We start from the raw sequence: 17,307 nt of genomic DNA on the forward strand, positions 1-17,307 counted from the left end.
AAATTTTCACATGCGCTTTACAGGGGGGACCCCTCCGCATATATCGACCGTCCGCTGCCCCATGGGACTTCCACCGCAAGGCAGCTTTTCGCCCTGAACTACACTGGAGGTCCCTTGAATTGCACAAGCATCCTAGCGCGCTGGGGGTAGCGACCACCCTCAAACCGGCAGCCCCGGTAACGCTGATTCGCCCCGCAGCCGCTGCTAGGGCCGCCCGTTTCTTCGTTGAGAAGTTTCCGGGGCGCTCGCTCTATGCGGTCAAGGCGAACCCGTCACCCGATCTGATCCGCACGCTGTTCGCTAACGGAGTCACGCATTTCGACGTGGCCTCGATCGCCGAAGTGCGTCTGGTCGCCGAGACGCTGACGGGCGAAGAGGGTGTCAAACTCTGCTTCATGCACCCCGTCAAGGCCGAAGAAGCGATCGCGGAAGCCTATCATCGCTACGGCGTGCGCACCTTCTCGCTCGACACGATCGACGAGCTGGAAAAGATCATGCGCGCCTGCGACGATGCGACCGATCTGGAGCTGTGCGTGCGCCTGCGCGTGTCGTCCGAACATTCCGAACTCTCCCTCGCGTCGAAGTTCGGCGCGGAACTGGGCGAAACCCGCGAACTGCTGATGGCCACGCGCCAGGCCGCCGATGCTTTGGGCATCTGCTTCCATGTCGGCAGCCAGGCGATGAGCCCGCAGGCCTATAGCGATGCGATCGAGCGTGTCCGCGCCGCGATCGTCGATGCGGCGGTCACGGTCGACATCATCGATGTCGGCGGCGGCTTCCCGTCCATCTATCCGGGCATGGAGCCGGTCGCGCTCGAAAATTATTTCGAAGCGATCCATCGCGGTTTCGAAAGCCTGCCGGTCAGCTATTCGTCGGAATTGTGGTGCGAACCCGGCCGCGCGCTGTCGGCGGAATATAGCTCGATCATCGTCCGGGTCGAACGCCGTCGCGGCACTGAACTCTACATCACCGACGGCGCCTATGGCGCGCTGTTCGATGCCGCGCATATCGGCTGGCGCTTCCCCGTCGCTCTGTTGCGGGAAGACGAGAGCGAGGAGGAACTGACCGCCTTCTCCTTCTACGGCCCGACCTGCGACGACATGGACCATATGGTCGGCCCGTTCATGCTCCCGGCGGACGTGACTGTGGGCGATTATATCGAAATCGGGATGCTCGGCGCCTATGGCGCGGCGATGCGGACCGGCTTCAACGGCTTCACGTCGGAAGCCACGATCGAAGTCGAGGACGAACCGATGGCCAGCCTCTACACCGAAGTCGTGCCGGTCCGCCGTCGCGCAAACGTCATCAAGCTGGGCTAAACCGACTCCGGTTCCCCCGGAGAGGATGCCTGTTCCCGGCCAACCACGAGCAGGGACGCAAAAAACTGCCAATCCCTCGCCGCTCCCCCCCTCGCGGCGAGGGATTGTCTTATCTGCGGAAGATGCCGACCAGCTCGACATGGGTCGTCCAGCGGAACTGGCCCACTGGCTTGACACTATCGAGCCGATAGCCGGCCGCCGTCAGATGCGCCGCATCGCGCGCGAAGCTTGCCGGATTGCAGGACACATAGGCGATGACCGCCACGGCCGACGCCGCCAGTTGCAACACCTGCTCGCGCGCGCCCGCCCGCGGCGGATCCAGGATCACCGCGGCAAAGCGGTTCAACTCTTCGGGGGTCAGCGGCCGCCGGAAAAGGTCGCGATGATCTGCCGCCAACCGTCGTTGCGCCCGCCCGGCCGCGAGCTTGAGCGAAAGGATCGCATCCCGCGCGCCCTCGCCGGCATAGACCGGACGCCCGTCGCCCAGCGCCAGCGCAAAGGTGCCAAGGCCGGCGAACAGATCGGCGATCGCCCCCGTCTCCGGCAGCGCATCGCGCACCGCGCCGACCAGCGCCGCCTCGCCATCAGGCGTCGCCTGGAGGAAGGCGAAGGGCGGAAAACCCACCGGCACGCCGCCGAAGCTGATCGTCGCCGCCTCCGGCTCCCATCGCGTCTGCGCGCCGTCGCCCTCATCGATGGTCAGCCGCGCCAGCCCATGCGCCCGCGCAAAGTCGCCCAGCGCCTCGTCCGCCGCCAGCCCCTCGACCTTTACCCCCTCCAGCAACAGGTCGACGCCCTGGTCGATCAGAGACATCTTAACATGCGCGGCGCGCTTGTCGGGCAGGATCGTCGCCAGCAGCCCCCGCAGCGGCGCCACCAACGCAAATAGCCGTGGATCGAGCACCGCGCACATTTCCAGGTCGATCAGCCGGTGGCTGCCCTCCTCGGCAAAGCCGATGGTGAGGCGCTTCCCCGCCCGCGCAGCGCGCAACGCCGCCCGTCGCCGGGTCATCGGTGGGGAGATATGGGGCGGCAGCACCGTGGCAGGCGCCACGCCCTGCCCCGCCAGCGCGCCAGTCACCCGCCCCGTCACGAACGCGGCATAGCTCGCCTCGTCCAGTTGCTGGATCTGGCAACCGCCACAGGCCGGGAAATGGGTGCAGGCCGGATCGACATGATGCGGCCCGGCGATGACCAAGCCGCCGGGGCCGATCCGGTCGCCCGGCGCGGTCAGCGGGACATGGCGGCCGTCGGCCGTGATGCCGTCGCCCTTGGCGGCGATGCGGATGATGATGCCGGAATCGGTTGCGTTGTCGGTGTCGGTCACAATCGCGCGGCGATAGCCGCTGGTAGGCTCTCAAGCAAATCATCCGCGACAAAGGCCGGCCCGGCCCGCCGCGCCGCCTCGCCATGCAACCACACCGCCTCGCACGCCGCGCGAAAGGGATCGCCCGTCGCCGCCAGCCGCCCGGCGCACAGCCCGGCCAGCACGTCGCCGGTCCCCGCTGTCGACAGCCAGGGCGAAGCGCCCGTCGCTACCGCCGCTCGCCCGTCCGGCGCGGCGACCACGCTGTCCGCGCCTTTATACACCACGACCGCATCCGATTGTCGTGCCGCGACCAGCGCCCGATCGATCTTGCTGCCGGGCAAGTCCCCGAACAGCCGCTGAAATTCGCCCTCATGCGGCGTCAGGATCGCGCCCGCAGGAATGGCGCGCGCGCCCTCTTCGCCCAGCAAGGTCAGCGCATCCGCGTCCAGCACCAGGGCATGACCAGCGTCCATCGCTGCCGCCAGCCGCGCCCGGCCATCGGCGTCCCGCCCCAGCCCCGGCCCGACCAGCACGACGTCGATCCGTTCGTCCGCCAGCGCCTCGCCGATCCCCTCGGGCGCTTCGATCCGGCGATTGACGACGGCGTGCGGGCCGACGATCGGTCGATCGACAGCAAAGCGCCGCACCGACCCCGCCCCGGAATGGGCCGCCGCGATGCTCGCCAGCAGGCTTGCGCCCGGCATCGCGCCACCGACCACCGCCACCAGGCCGCGCGTATATTTATGCGCGTCGGCCGCCGGCGTCGAAAGGATGGGCGCGCCCAACCGATGCACCGCGCTCGACACCGCTATGCCGATGTCCGCCAGCACCAATCGCCCGCTACGCCCCGCCGCCGGTTGCAACAGATGCGCAGGTTTGTAGGCGCCCAACGCGATGCAGGTGCCGAAACGTGGCACGGCGGACAGCATCGCACCACTATCGCTATCGACCCCGCTCGGCACATCGACCGCATGGCTGATCGCCGCCGCCCCGGCCAGCACGCACAGCCGCGCCGCCACGGCGTCATCCAACCCGCGCGTCAGCCCGGTGCCGAACAGCGCATCGACCAGTTGCGTCGCCGGCGCCGCGCGCATCATATCCTCGATCGGCCCGCCCCATGCCGCCCGCGCCCGCTGGCCCGATAGGGTCCGGCTCGCGCCCAAAGCCGCTACGCGCACCGGCACCCCGCGGTCACGCAATATCCGCGCGATGACATAGCCGTCGCCGCCATTATTGCCCGGCCCGCAGAGTATCAGCGCATCCCGCTTATGCCCGGCGCGCCAGATGATCTCCGCCGCCGCCGCGCCCGCCGTCTCCATCAGCGCATAGTCATCGACGCCCGCATCGAAAGCCGCCTGCTCCGCCGCGCGCATCTCCGCCGCCGTCAGGATCGGCCCGCCGGTCATCGCCCGGAACCGGCCATCCGCGCCGGCAGCCGATAGCGATCGTCGCCCGCGACCACCTCGATCCGCTTGTCATCCAATATGCTGAGCGTCGCCGCCTCCGCGCCATCGGCCGCCTCCAGCCCGCGTCCGTCCGCCAGCACGCGAAAGCGCCGGAAACCGCCATCGGGATGCCGCAGCGTCAACATGTCCCCGGCCTGCTCGACCAGGCAGTCGCGCGCCCATTCGCCCGCCCCCGCCAGCGCGCAATCCGCCTTGCCGTCATCGACCTGCGCGACGTCCACCGCCGCGGCGGAATTATCGCGTGAAGACCCCGCCTCGCCCCCACAACCTGTCAACAGCAGCAGCGCCGCCAGCCCCATTGCGACCCGAATCATGCCAACCGGCTCCTGCATTCCAGCACCACCGGCCCCAATATCGCCGCGAACCGCGCTTGCCCCTCGGCATCACCGACCAGATCCTGCCGCATCTCCACGCCCAGATAGGGGATGCCATTGGCTTCGGCATGGCGGTTCATCGTCGCATTGAGCAATGTCCCGGCATAGGGCAACTGGTCGCCGACCATCAGCCCCGCCGCCTCCAGCAGCGGAATGGCGATCCGCGCTGCGCGATCGTCCCGGTTATACAGCACCCCGATATCCCATGGCCGCTGCTGCCCCGGATCGCTCGCCAATTGCGGCGTGAAACTATGGACCGACAGGATGAAGGGCGACGTCATGCCTTCCAGCAGCGTCGCCACCCGATGATGATAGGGATGGTGGAAGCGCATCATGCGCGCAGCCAGATCCGCGTCGCGGTTACCGGGGATCGCATGGCCATCGCTCATCACCGGCAGCAAGCCGGCTGCATCTTCCTCCCGATTGAGGTCGATCACAAGCCGCGACACGCCGCCCAATATCGCGGTCGCACCTAATTGCCCGGCCAGCAGCCGGCTGACTTCCGCCACGCCAATGTCGATCGCGATATGCTGGCGCAGCAACGCCGGGTCGATGCCCAGGTCGATATCGTCCGGCACATGCGCGGACGCATGATCCCCCACGATCAGCAGGTCCAGTCCGCCGCCGCCAATCTGTGTATAGGCTTCGCTCATGCGCTCCTGATCCGCGTTTCCATCACCCACCAACCGGGATTGGCCCGCCGCACCGCCTGCGCCGCCGCCGCCAGGGCGCGATCGCTGCGAAACAGCGCGAAACAGGTCGCGCCCGATCCCGACATGCGCGCCAGCAGCACATCCTCCTGCGCCGCCAGCATCGCCAGCACATCGCCGATCACCGGCGCGATCGCCAGCGCAGCCGCCTCTAAATCATTACGCCCCATAGCGCACAACACGCCCAGGCTGGAACCATCCAACGGCCCGCGATCCACCCGGTCCCATCCTGCGAAAACCTGCGCAGTCGACACGCCGACGCCGGGATTGACCAGCAGCATCGAACATGCGTCCAGCCCATCGACGGCATGGCGCGCCTGCCTTTCGCCGCGCCCCATAACCATTTGCGTCACGCTGGGCACACAGGCCGGCACATCGGATCCCAGGTCCAATGCCAGCCCCATCAACTCCCCGTCATCGATCCGCACAATCCACAGCCGCGCCAGCAACCGCAGCGCCGCCGCCGCATCCGCCGATCCGCCGCCGATGCCGGACGCCACCGGCAGATTTTTCGTCAGCCGTATCGCCGCCCCGCGCTGCTCGCCCAGATACGCCTGCAACGCGCGCGCCGCCCGCACCACCAGATTGTCCGGACCCGCGTCCAGCGTCGCCCCGAACGGCCCGTCGATCGTCAGGTGGATCGCGCCATCGTCGCTCGCCCATCCCTGCAAGCGATCGCCATCCTCCGCGAAAACGAACAGGCTCTCCAAAGCATGATAGCCATCTTCGCGGCGCGCCCGCACATGCAGCGCGACATTGACCTTGGCGTAGGCGATCTCGGTGACAGGCGTCGTCAACATGTCCACGTCCAGCCCAGCGTCAGGGTGCGGCATATTCGGGCATCATCCCCATCTTGCGCTTCGCCGCCAGCCGCGCTGCCACATCGCCCTCGGCAAAGACCGACGCCGCCGCCCAGGCGTAGCGCGCTTCATAGCGCCGCCCCGCGACCCATAGCGCGTCGCCCAGATGCTCGTTGATCGTGCTGTCGGTCGGCGCCGCCGCTGCCGCCCGCTCCAATACCGGCACCGCCGCATCGACATCGCCCGTCACGAACTGCGCCCAGCCCAGCGAGTCGGTGATCGATGCGTCCTGCGGCTTGAGCGCGCTCGCCTTTTTGAGCAATTCCAGCGCCGCCTCGACATTCTGCCGCCGCTCGATCTGCGCATAGCCCAGATAGTTGAGGATCACCGGCTCATTGGGCGCGATCTTCGCGGCCCGCTCCAGCACCGCCCGCGCCTCGTCCCATCTTTTGCCCTGTTCCAGCGCGCTGCCCTCGAACAGCAGCAACGTCCAGGGCAATTGATCGTCCGCATATCCCGCCTGCGCCGCCCGGAACGCCGCCGCCGCGCCATCGAAATCGTCGCGTTGCGCCAGTAGTCGCCCTAGCCGCACCTGCCGCTCCGCCTCCGCGCCCGGCTCGGCCGCCTGCGCGCGGGCCAGCGCGAGCGCGCGGTCCATGTCGCCCGCCGCCGCCAGCGCGTCGATCAGTTCGGCCTGCGCGAGCGCGCCATACCAGCCATTGGCCGGGACTTTCTCCGCCTCCGCGACGCCGCCCGCCGCATGGCCCTGCGCCGTCAGCAGCCGGGCCGCGACGATATGGATTTCCGGGCCGGTGGGATCGGCGAACGTGGCGATCCGCGCCAATCGAAGCCCCAATGCAGAACTGCCGGAATCGGACGACACATCAGCCGCCAGCCGAGCGAGCAGCCGGGCAAAGCCCTGCGCCGGGGTCGTCGCCGCGCCGGCCGCCTTCAATCCCTTGCCCTTGGCGATATCGGCGCGCGCCTGCGCGAAACTGGCGCTGCCGACCGGCAACAGCGTCAACGCCTCCGCCTTGGCGCCGCGCGCCGCAAATTGCCCGGCAAAGGCCAGCCGCAACGCCGCGCCATCGCCGCTGCGCACCGCCAGCGCCCGCCGCGTCGCGGGCGCCGCCGTCGTCAGGTCGCTCCGCGCCAGCGCCTGTAGCGCCGTATGTTCATCGGCATAGCGCAACCCCAGCGCCGCGAAACGATCCTTGCCATCGATCACCGGCGGCGCATATCGCCCCTCGCCCAGCGATATCCAACTGCGGATAATGGGCGTCAGGAACGCGAAATTGCCTTCCTCCAGCATCCGGTCGGTCAATGTCCGCGCGCCGACCCAATTTTTTGCCGACAGCGCCTCGCCGATCAGCAGGAGCGTGCCGTCGCGTGGCAACAATCCTGCCGCGTCCAGCAGCGCGGCCGACTGCCGCGCCAGCAGCCGGTCCCCGCTTTCCAGCGCCTGCACATAGGATCGCCGGGCAATCTCGATCCGCGCCGGGTCCTGCTTCAGCGCCTCGCGATAGCTGGCGACCGCCAGCCCCAGCGCCCCATCCCCGTCCGCCATCCGCGCCCGCGCATAGGCGTGGAGCGCGCCGTCAGGATCGACCGACGCCCCCGCCATGGTCGGAACCACCGCCGGGGTCGTCAGCATCAGCAACAGGGTCAGGCGCTTACATGTTCGGATAATTCGGTCCTCCGCCGCCTTCGGGTACGACCCAGTTGATATTCTGGGTCGGGTCCTTGATGTCGCACGTCTTGCAATGGACGCAATTCTGCGCGTTGATCTGGAACCGGGGATTGCCCTCTTCCTGACCAACCACTTCATAGACGCCCGCCGGACAGTAACGCTGCGCCGGCTCGTCATAAAGGGGCAGATTGTAGCTGATCGGGATCGCCGGATCTTTGAGCTGCAAATGGACCGGCTGGTCCTCCTCGTGATTGGTGTTCGACAGGAACACCGACGACAGCCGGTCGAAGCTCACCACGCCATCGGGCTTGGGGTAGGCGATCTTAGCGCAGCTATCCTTGGGCCAGATCTTCTCATTGTCGGCCTTGTGCTTCATCGTGAAGGGTAGGCCGATCTTGAGCGTGCGCATCCACATGTCGATGCCCGCCAGGAGTGTGCCGATCGTCCCGCCGAACTTGGACAGCAAAGGCTCGGCATTCTTGACCAGCTTCAACTCGTCCGCGATCCAGCTCGACCGCAGGCGCAACTCATAATCGTCCAGCACGTCGCGGGCGCGCTCATTCTGGATCGCCTCGAACGCCGCCTCGGCCGCCAGCATCCCCGACTTCATCGCGGTATGGGTGCCCTTGATCCGGGGCACGTTCACGAACCCGGCCGAACAGCCGATCAGCGCGCCGCCGGGGAAGACCAGCCTGGGGATCGACTGCCAGCCGCCCTCGTTGATCGCGCGCGCGCCATAGGACACGCGGCGCCCGCCTTCCAGGAACTTGCGGATTTCCGGGTGCTGCTTCCAGCGCTGGAACTCCTCGAACGGATAGAGATGCGGGTTGCGATAGCCCAGCCCGACGACGAAGCCCAGGGCGACTTGGCCATTGGCCTGATGATAGAGGAAGCCGCCGCCATAGGCATCGGTCAATGGCCATCCCTGCGAATGGATAACCAACCCCGGCTTATGCATCGCGGGATCGATGTCCCACAATTCCTTCATGCCCAGGCCATAGACCTGCGGCTCGCTGTCGGCGTCCAGCGCGAACTGGCGTTTCAAAATCTTGGTCAGGTGGCCGCGCGCGCCTTCGGCGAAGAAGGTGTATTTCGCGTGCAGTTCCAGGCCCGGCTGATAATCGCCCTTATGCTCGCCTTCGCGGTCGACGCCCATGTCGCCGGTGGCGACGCCCTTCACGCTGCCATCCTCATTATAGAGGATTTCGGCCGCCGCGAATCCGGGGAAGATTTCCACGCCCAGCGCTTCGGCCTGTTCGCCCAGCCAGCGGCACAAATTGCCCAGCGATCCGGTGTAGGTGCCCTTATTGTGCATCCAGCCGGGCGTCATGATGTGCGGCATGGCGATCTTGCCGGTCTTGGTCAGGAACCAGTGCTGGTTGTCCGTCACCGGCACATCGGCCAGCGAACAGCCCTGCGTCCGCCAGTCGGGCAGCAGTTCGTCCAGCGCCTTGGGATCTATCACCGCGCCGGACAGGATATGGGCGCCGATTTCCGACCCCTTTTCCAATACGCACACCGCCAGTTCCTGGCCCGAATCATTCGCCAATTGCTTCAACCGGATGGCCGCCGACAGACCGGCCGGCCCTCCACCGACGATCACGACGTCATAGGGCATCGAATCCCGTTCGCTCATTCATCCCTCCATTGGGGCGATCGGCGGGCTGCACCCCGTCCTCTCCAATCGCCGCATTAGTCCAACACTTTACCAGTCAAGGCGATGAAGCACCTTGACCCCCTCGTCAACCTCTGGCCCTAACTGTTCGCGATGCGGGGATTATTGCAGGATGATGCGGCGACCGCCGACGCCTATCTGGCGTGGTGGCGGCTGGCGGGCGTGGATAGCGCCATAGGCGAATCGCCGGTTAACTGGCTGCGCCCTGTCGTTGCGCGCTCCGCGACCCCGATGGCCGCCACGATTACAGCGTCCATCGTGGAAAAACCGCGGACGCTCGAATCGTTCCTTGAATGGCTCGCCCATGATCCTGCCCAGCCCGAACGGCGCTGGACGGGCGCACAGATTGCGCCGTCCGGCCCGGCGCAGGCGACGCTGATGGTCGTCACCGACCTGCCCGATCCTTTCGATATCGGCGAAGGCCGGCTGCTGGCCGATCGCGCCGGATTGCTGTTCGACGCGATGCTGCGGGCCATCGGCCTTCACCGCGACGCCATCCACCTCGCTTCGCTCTTCACCGCCCGTCCGCCCGGCGGCATGGTGGAGGCGGCGGACCTGGTCCATGCGGCCGATCGGATGCGCACCCATGTCGCGCTGGCTCAGCCGCGCCGCCTGCTGTTGTTGGGCGATCGGACGATCCGTGCGCTGATGCCGACGGACGGCGCGGCATCGTCCGATAGTTTACGCCAATTTAATCATGATGGCGGCATTGTGCCCGCTGTCGCCACATTCCACCCCCGGCTGCTGCTGACCCAGCCTGCGGCCAAGGCGGAATGCTGGCGCGCCCTGCAAAGCCTGATCGAGGAAACCCGTCCGTGATTCGCGCCGCGACCCAAATGTCCCGTTTCGTCCTGATCGCCATGGGCCTGGCCGCTGCGCTTCCTGCAAAGGCCGAAACCGCCCCCTCCATACCGACACTGTCCATGCAAAACTCGCCGCTGCAACTGGGTGACGGCGACAAGGCGCGCTATCGCGCTATTTTCTCTGCGTTGCAGGCGCAACAATGGAGCGAGGCCAAGGCGATGATCGCTGCGCTGGATGCGCAGGATGCCGTCCGGCCGCTGGCCTTGTCCGAACTCTATCTGGCGAAGGGATCGCCGCGGGTCGAACTGTTCGACCTGCTGGACCTTATCAACAAGGCCGCCTGGCTGCCCAAGGCCGACCAACTTTCTCGTTTGGCGCAAAAGCGCGGCGCCACCATCCTGCCGGACTTGCCGCAAATTCAGAAGATGGTCTGGCTGGGTTCCGCCCCGCGCCGCCAATATGTCGCCGCGATCAAGACCGATGCGCTGGCCCAGGCGCTCGCCGGCCAGATCCAGACTTATGTGAAGAATGACGATCCGGCCGGCGCCGAAGGGCTGCTCGCCACCGGCGAAGCAGGATTGACCTCCGAAGGGCTGACCGAAGTGCGCCAGCGCGTCGCCTGGGCCTATTATATAGAGAATGACGATGTGAACGCCCGCCGCATGGCCGTGCGCGCGCTCGAAACCCGCACCGGCGGCGATTGGACGGTGCAGGCGCACTGGACCAATGGCCTTGCCTCTTGGCGTCAGAATGACTGCCGCACCGCCGCCCCCGCCTTCGCCAATGTCGCCGCGCTGGCGGGCGACGCCGACATGCGCGCCGCCGGCGCCTATTGGGCTTCGCGCGCCTATATGGTCTGCGGAGAAGCGGAGAAGGTCGCGGCCTATCTCAAACAGGCCGCCCGTTCGGACGAAACCTTTTACGGCCTGCTCGCCCGCGAATCGCTCGGCCTGCCCATGCAGGCCGCCGCGCTGGTCAGCCGTTTCAGCGACATCGACTGGGGCGTGCTCAAGGGCAGCCCCAACGTCCACGCCGCCATTGCCCTTTCGGCGATTGGCGACAATGGCCGCGCCGACGAAATCCTGCGCTATCAGGCCAAAATCGGCGGTCCGGCGCAATATGATGCGCTTTTGCGCCTCGCCGGCGCGCTCAGCCTGCCCGCAACCCAACTCTGGCTCGCCCATAATGGCCCGGCCGGCAAGCAGCCGGCCAGCTTCGCCCGCTTCCCCGCGCCAAACTGGCGGCCCGATGGCGGCTGGCGCGTTGATCCCTCGCTCATTTACGCCCACACGCTCCAGGAATCGGGCTTCCGCTCCGATGTCGTCAGCAGCGCGGGCGCACGCGGCCTGATGCAGGTCCGTCCCGGCACCGCCGGCGATGTGGGCCTCACCAACGCATCGCAACTCTTCGTGCCGTCCACCAACATGGAATATGGCCAGCGCTATCTGGAATCGCTGCGCGACATGAGCGCGACCGGCGGTCTGCTGCCCAAGGTGATGGCCGCCTATAATGCCGGCCCGCAGCCGGTCGATCGCTGGAACACGCAGGTCCATGACAAGGGCGATCCGCTGCTCTTCATGGAATCGCTGCCCTATTATGAAACCCGCGCCTATGTGAACATCGTCATGCGCAACTACTGGATGTACCAGATCCAGGCGAAGGGCAGCGCCGATTGCCTGACCGGCATGGCGCAGGGCATGTGGCCGACCTTCCCCAATGCCAAGGGCGTAAAGCTGGTGCGCCTGAGCAAGGCGGATGGCCGTGCGTCAACGGGCGCCAGCATGGGCGGCGGTTCCGACTGATGCCGATCGATGAGGGCCGGGCCTTCATTCCCGTGCGGATCGCCGTCCTCACCGTCTCCGACACGCGCGGCCTGGCGCAGGATCGCTCCGGCGACGCCCTGGTCGAACGGCTGGAAAGCGCCGGCCATATCCTCGCCGCCCGCTATATCGAGCGCGACGACCGGTCCGCCATCGTCGCCCGGCTGCACGCCTGGATCGACGATCCGCAGATCGACGTCATCCTCACCACCGGCGGCACCGGCGTCACTGGCCGCGACGTCACGCCCGAAGCCCTCGCCCAGGTGCAGGACAAGGAAATCCCCGGTTTTGGCGAGTTGTTCCGCTGGCTGAGTTACCAGAGCATTGGCACCTCCACCATCCAGTCCCGCGCCACAGCCTGCGTCGCGCGCGGCACCTATATCTTTGCGCTGCCCGGATCGACCGGCGCGGTAAAGGACGCATGGGACGGTATCCTCGTCACCCAACTCGACAGCCGTTTCCGCCCCTGCAACTTCGTTGAACTGATGCCGCGGCTGATGGAGCATTAAGGCCCACCGTCTATTTAATTAGTTAGCTAACAAATGAAAATGACGAATGCGATTCTAGTGTCGCATTTCTTGTCTCATTTGACATTTTGTTCCCTTCATGTTCTCATGCCCCATGGCGATCGAGAAAGGCAGGGGCGCAACGCTGAACGGCGACAGCCACCGCTTCAACCTCCGCCAACGGGAGGCCGACGGCGATTGGCTCGATGCGGTCGAGCATCTGGACGGTCCCGTCCCCCGCCGCCGGACCCAGGTCACGGTCGAACATCCCCGCACCATCCTGACCCGCAACGCCAGCCCCGACATCGGCTTTTCCCAATCGATCAACGCCTATCGCGGATGCGAACATGGCTGCATCTATTGCTTCGCGCGCCCGTCCCATGCCTATCACGACTTGTCCCCCGGCCTGGATTTCGAAACCAGATTATTCGCCAAGCCCGACGCCGCAAAACTGCTGCGCGCCGAACTGTCGAAGCGTAACTATGTCGTCGCACCCATCGCCATGGGCACCAATACCGACCCATATCAGCCGATCGAAAAGGATTGGCGCATTACGCGGGACATCTTGGAATTGCTGGTCGAAACCCGCCACCCGACGTTCATCACCACTAAGTCCGACCGCATCCTGCGCGACATCGATATGCTTGCCGATCTGGCGCGCGACCGGCTTGTGGCCGTGATGCTATCCGTCACCAGCCTCGACCCCGCCATTGCCCGCACCCTGGAACCCCGCGCGCCGCATCCGCTGCGCCGGATCGAGGCGATCCGTCAGCTATCGGCGGCCGGCATCCCCGTCACCGCCAGCATCTCGCCCGTCATCCCCGCCATTACCGACCATGAGATCGAAGCCCTGGTCGCCCGCGTCGCGGAGGCGGGGGCACGCGAGGTGACCTTCATCCCGGTCCGCCTGCCGCACGAAGTCGCTCCTCTGTTCCGTGCCTGGCTCGACGCCCATTATCCCGATCGCGCGGCCAAGGTGATGGCGATCATCAACGACCTGCGCGGCGGCCGCGACAACGACCCCGATTTCGGCTCCCGGATGCGCGGACAGGGCGTCTGGGCCGACCTCATCCGCACCCGCTTCAGCAAAGCCCGCAAGCGCGCAGGCCTCGGCGCGGAACGGCTGACCCTGCGCACCGACCTCTTCCGCCCACCCGAAGGCGCGCAGATGCTGTTGTTTTAGCCTCCGTTGTTCGGGCGGCTTTGGGTGGCCGACTATGGTCCCAAAACGACAGCGCAAAACCCGCTGCAATCATCCTACCAACCGCATCGCCGTTCGCCGCGTGCGCGTCTTGTAGCCGTCCGCCTTCACATCCATCCGCTCGAAGCAGTGGATCGACAGCCCCTTGATCGTAGAGATTGCATCCACCTGATCCGCGCCCAGGCTATAGGTGTCGCCCAGAAACAGCCGCGCCGCCTGCCCCTCGCCCACCGGCGCGCGCAGGAACACCTCGCTCCGCCCTCCACTCGCACCCGCCAGCAAAGCCGCCAGCGCCTCGACCGCCTGCGGGGTCTCCACATCGACCGTCAATTCCATGCGCGATGCGCTCGCGATCGCCCTGAACGGCTCGACCCCCCGCACCGTCACGCGCGGGGTCTCCTCGCCCGGCAACCGGTCCAGTTCCACCACCAGCAGCGCGCAGTCGCCATCGGCGGCCAGTTCCTCGATCGCCTTGCACGCACCCTCGTCAAAGCAACTCGCCTGAAACTGGCCGCTCTGGTCGGAGAAGGTCGCGTTGGCGTAGCGCGCCCCGCGCTTGGTTTCGCGCCAGCGCACATCCTCGACCATCGCCGCCATGATCGTCATCGCCCGCCCTTCGGCGTTGGGCGCAGGCATCGGCGCCTGGCACACCGCGCCATAGCTGCGCGCGCCCCGCGCTTCGGCCAGATGCTTGTAGCGATCGACCGGATGCGCCGAGAAATAGAAACCGAACGCCTCCTTTTCCTGCGCCATGCGATCCGCCACGGTCCAGGCCTGATGCGGCGGAATGCGGACGTCGGCATGCGGCGTCTCGACATCGCCGAACAGGCCGCCCTGCCCGCTTTCGCGCGCCGCTGCATTGCTCGACGCCACCGACAAGATGGTTTCCGCTGCGGCATGAACGCCCGCCCGATCGGCATGGACGCCATCGAACGCCCCCGCCGCCGCCAGGCTTTCCAACTGCCGCCGGTTCAGCAATCGCGGCTCGATCCGGTCGGCAAAGTCGTCCAGCGTCTGGAACGGCCCCGCCGCCTCGCGCTCGGCGACCAGTTGCTCCATCGCCTTCTCGCCCACGCCCTTGAGGCCGCCCAGCGCGTAGCGCACGGCAAAGCCCAACCGCTTGTCCTCGCCTTCACAGGGCACGGCCTCGACGGTGAAGTCGGCCTGGCTGCGGTTGAGATCGGGCGCCAGGCAGGTCAGCCCCATGCGCCGCATATCGTCCACGAAAACCGTCAGTTTTTCGGTCAGATGGATATCGAACGCCATCGACCCGGCGTAGAATTCCGCCGGATAATGCGCCTTCAACCACGCCGTCTGATAGGCGAGCAGCGCATAGGCGGCGGCGTGCGACTTGTTGAAGCCATAGCCGGCGAACTTGTCGATCAAGTCGAACAGTTCGTTCGCCTTGGCCGGCTTGATGTCGCTCGCGGCGCAGCCTTCGACGAAGCGCGAGCGCTGCGCGTCCATTTCGGCCTTCACCTTCTTGCCCATCGCGCGGCGCAGCAGGTCGGCGTCGCCGAGCGAATAGCCGGCCAGGATTTGCGCGGCCTGCATTACCTGTTCCTGATAGACGAAGATGCCGTATGTTTCTTCGAGGATCGGCTTCAGCAATATGTGCGGATATTCAATCTCTTCCTGCCCGTTCTTGCGGCGGCCGAACATCGGGATATTGTCCATCGGGCCGGGGCGATAGAGCGAGACGAGCGCGATGATATCGCCGAAATTGGTCGGCCGCACCGCCGCCAGCGTCTTGCGCATCCCTTCCGATTCAAGCTGGAACACACCGACTGTGTCGCCGCGCTGGAGAAGGTCGTAGACCGCACCATCGTCCCAGGCGAGCGTGTCCAGATCTACGGTCACGCCCCGCGCCGCCAGCAACTGCACCGCCTTCTGCAACACCGACAGGGTTTTCAGACCCAGAAAGTCGAACTTCACCAGCCCCGCGCCCTCGACATATTTCATGTCGAACTGGGTCACCGGCATGTCCGATCGCGGATCGCGATAGAGCGGCACCAGTTGCTGCAACGGCCGGTCGCCGATCACCACGCCGGCCGCATGGGTGGAACTGTGACGCGGAAAGCCCTCCAGCTTCATCGCATAATCGATCAGGCGGCGGACCTGCTTGTCATTGTCATATTCCGCCCGAAACTCGGCGACCCCGTTCAGCGACCGCTCCAGCGTCCACGGATCGGTCGGGTGGTTCGGCACCAGCTTGGCGAGCCGATCGACCTGGCCATAGCTCATCTGGAGCACACGCCCGGTGTCCTTGAGCACCGCGCGCGCCTTGAGCTTACCGAAGGTGATGATCTGCGCCACATGGTCCGCGCCATATTTCTGCTGGACGTAGCGGATCACCTCGCCGCGCCGGGTTTCGCAGAAATCGATGTCGAAGTCGGGCATCGACACGCGTTCCGGGTTCAGGAAGCGTTCGAACAGCAGGCCGAGCTGCAGCGGATCGAGATCGGTGATCAGCAGCGCCCAGGCGACGACCGATCCCGCGCCGGACCCACGGCCCGGTCCCACCGGAATGTCATGATCCTTCGCCCATTTGATGAAGTCGGCGACGATCAGGAAATAGCCCGGAAAACCCATCTGGATGATGATGTCCGTCTCGAACTTGAGACGCTCGATATAGGGCTGGCGCGCCTCGTCCGCGATGATGCCCAACTTCGCCAGACGCGCGTCCAGTCCGGCGCTCGCCAGGTCGCGCAGCATCCTTGCTTCGCCCTCGATATCGCCGGCCAGGCTGGGCAGGATCGGCTTGCGTTTGGGCGCGGCCACGGCGCAGCGTTGCGCGACCACCAGCGTATTGGCCAGCGCTTCGGGCAGATCCTCGAACAGGCGCTTCATCTCGCCCGCCGGCTTCATCCAGGCGTCAGGCGAACTGGTGCGGCGATCGGGCATGTCGACATAGGCACTGTCGGCGATGCACAGCATGACGTCATGCGCTTCATGGAAATGCGGTTCGGTGAAACAGGTGGGGTTGGTCGCCACCAGCGGCAGGTTGCGATCATAAGCGAGGTCGAGCAGATGCGGCTCCGCCTTGCCCTCCACCGGGTCGAGCCGGCGGCAAATTTCGACATACAGCCGATCGGGAAACAGCGCCTCCAGCCGCTCGACATAGGCGACCGCCGCGTCGGGCTGGTCCTCCGCGAACAGCCGCGCCAAAGCGCCCTCGCCACCCGCCGTCAGGGCGATGAGGCCATCGGTCCGCCCGGCCAGCGCCTCGACCGTCACATGCGGCACTTCTTCGACCGGTCGATCCAGATGCGCCATCGATACCAGCGCGCAGATATTGTCATATCCCGCGGCGTCCTGCGCATAGAGCGCCAGCCAGTCATGCATCGGCGCATTGGCCGGCCGCCCCGGCCGCAATACGCCCAGCATCGCGCCGATGATCGGCTGCACGCCTTCATCCTTGCATCCGTCGGAAAAGGCCATCGATCCGTAAAGCCCGTTGCGATCGGTGATCGCCGCCGCCGGAAAGCCCAAAGCCTTGGCCTGCTTGGCGATCTTCTTGGGATCGATCGCCCCTTCCAGCATGGTGTAGGAGGAAAAGACGCGCAGCGGTGCGAAGTGAGCATGGGGCATGTCGGCCAATCTAGGGACGATCCCTGATTCGTCCCAGTCCTT

General features: G+C 66.2%; 13 protein-coding genes. 5 read left to right on the plus strand and 8 right to left on the minus strand.

Annotation, left to right across the window (positions count from 1 at the left end):
* Positions 1 to 119 precede the first annotated feature (119 nt).
* On the plus strand, positions 120 to 1,319 hold the full coding sequence (locus EWH12_RS09510) for a type III PLP-dependent enzyme (protein WP_129926411.1): 1,200 nt from the start codon (positions 120 to 122) through the stop codon (positions 1,317 to 1,319).
* 109 nt (positions 1,320 to 1,428) lie between these two features.
* On the opposite strand, the gene EWH12_RS09515 is transcribed toward EWH12_RS09510, so the two are convergent.
* Genes EWH12_RS09515 through EWH12_RS09545 form a run of 7 tightly spaced genes read right to left on the minus strand, consistent with a single transcriptional unit; the run spans position 1,429 to position 9,304 of the window.
* Complete coding sequence (locus EWH12_RS09515; protein WP_129926412.1) at positions 1,429 to 2,646, minus strand: class I SAM-dependent RNA methyltransferase; 1,218 nt, start codon at positions 2,644 to 2,646, stop codon at positions 1,429 to 1,431.
* Positions 2,643 to 4,034, minus strand: a complete 1,392-nt coding sequence (locus tag EWH12_RS09520) for an NAD(P)H-hydrate dehydratase (RefSeq protein WP_129926413.1) — start codon at positions 4,032 to 4,034, stop codon at positions 2,643 to 2,645. Before EWH12_RS09520 ends, EWH12_RS09515 begins: the two co-directional genes overlap by 4 nt.
* Positions 4,031 to 4,408, minus strand: a complete 378-nt coding sequence (locus EWH12_RS09525; RefSeq protein WP_242496000.1) for a hypothetical protein — start codon at positions 4,406 to 4,408, stop codon at positions 4,031 to 4,033. The genes EWH12_RS09520 and EWH12_RS09525 overlap by 4 nt, the downstream gene beginning before the upstream one ends.
* Complete coding sequence (locus EWH12_RS09530) at positions 4,405 to 5,121, minus strand: N-formylglutamate amidohydrolase (RefSeq protein WP_129926414.1); 717 nt, start codon at positions 5,119 to 5,121, stop codon at positions 4,405 to 4,407. Before EWH12_RS09530 ends, EWH12_RS09525 begins: the two co-directional genes overlap by 4 nt.
* Positions 5,118 to 6,011 (minus strand): 4-(cytidine 5'-diphospho)-2-C-methyl-D-erythritol kinase, encoded by an 894-nt coding sequence (locus EWH12_RS09535; protein ID WP_066601554.1) that lies wholly within the window; start codon positions 6,009 to 6,011, stop codon positions 5,118 to 5,120. The genes EWH12_RS09530 and EWH12_RS09535 overlap by 4 nt, the downstream gene beginning before the upstream one ends.
* Positions 5,998 to 7,632 carry a tetratricopeptide repeat protein gene (locus EWH12_RS09540; RefSeq protein WP_129926415.1) on the minus strand — a complete coding sequence of 545 codons (1,635 nt, stop codon included), beginning with the start codon at positions 7,630 to 7,632 and terminating at the stop codon, positions 5,998 to 6,000. Before EWH12_RS09540 ends, EWH12_RS09535 begins: the two co-directional genes overlap by 14 nt.
* 19 nt (positions 7,633 to 7,651) lie before the next feature.
* Positions 7,652 to 9,304, minus strand: coding sequence for an electron transfer flavoprotein-ubiquinone oxidoreductase (locus tag EWH12_RS09545; RefSeq protein WP_129926416.1), 1,653 nt, complete (start codon positions 9,302 to 9,304; stop codon positions 7,652 to 7,654).
* Positions 9,305 to 9,436: 132 nt separating this feature from the next.
* On the opposite strand from EWH12_RS09545, the gene EWH12_RS09550 reads away from it, so the two are divergent.
* The 4 genes from EWH12_RS09550 to EWH12_RS09565 all read left to right on the plus strand — a co-directional run bounded on the left by EWH12_RS09550 (position 9,437) and on the right by EWH12_RS09565 (position 13,656).
* On the plus strand, positions 9,437 to 10,162 hold the full coding sequence (locus EWH12_RS09550) for a uracil-DNA glycosylase family protein (RefSeq protein ID WP_129926417.1): 726 nt from the start codon (positions 9,437 to 9,439) through the stop codon (positions 10,160 to 10,162).
* Positions 10,159 to 11,949, plus strand: coding sequence for a lytic transglycosylase domain-containing protein (locus tag EWH12_RS09555; protein WP_129926418.1), 1,791 nt, complete (start codon positions 10,159 to 10,161; stop codon positions 11,947 to 11,949). Before EWH12_RS09550 ends, EWH12_RS09555 begins: the two co-directional genes overlap by 4 nt.
* Complete coding sequence (gene moaB, locus EWH12_RS09560; protein WP_066601542.1) at positions 11,949 to 12,476, plus strand: molybdenum cofactor biosynthesis protein B; 528 nt, start codon at positions 11,949 to 11,951, stop codon at positions 12,474 to 12,476. The genes EWH12_RS09555 and moaB overlap by 1 nt, the downstream gene beginning before the upstream one ends.
* A gap of 112 nt (positions 12,477 to 12,588) precedes the next feature.
* Positions 12,589 to 13,656 carry a PA0069 family radical SAM protein gene (locus EWH12_RS09565; RefSeq protein WP_129926419.1) on the plus strand — a complete coding sequence of 356 codons (1,068 nt, stop codon included), beginning with the start codon at positions 12,589 to 12,591 and terminating at the stop codon, positions 13,654 to 13,656.
* 69 nt (positions 13,657 to 13,725) lie between these two features.
* Here the strand turns inward: EWH12_RS09565 and dnaE are convergent, their stop codons facing one another.
* Entirely contained in the window at positions 13,726 to 17,265 is a 3,540-nt protein-coding gene (dnaE, locus tag EWH12_RS09570) for a DNA polymerase III subunit alpha (RefSeq protein ID WP_129926458.1), read from the minus strand.
* Between the last annotated feature and the right edge of the window lie 42 nt (positions 17,266 to 17,307).

Origin of the sequence: Sphingobium cupriresistens (assembly GCF_004152865.1) — a bacterium.
Lineage (GTDB): Bacteria > Pseudomonadota > Alphaproteobacteria > Sphingomonadales > Sphingomonadaceae > Sphingobium > Sphingobium cupriresistens.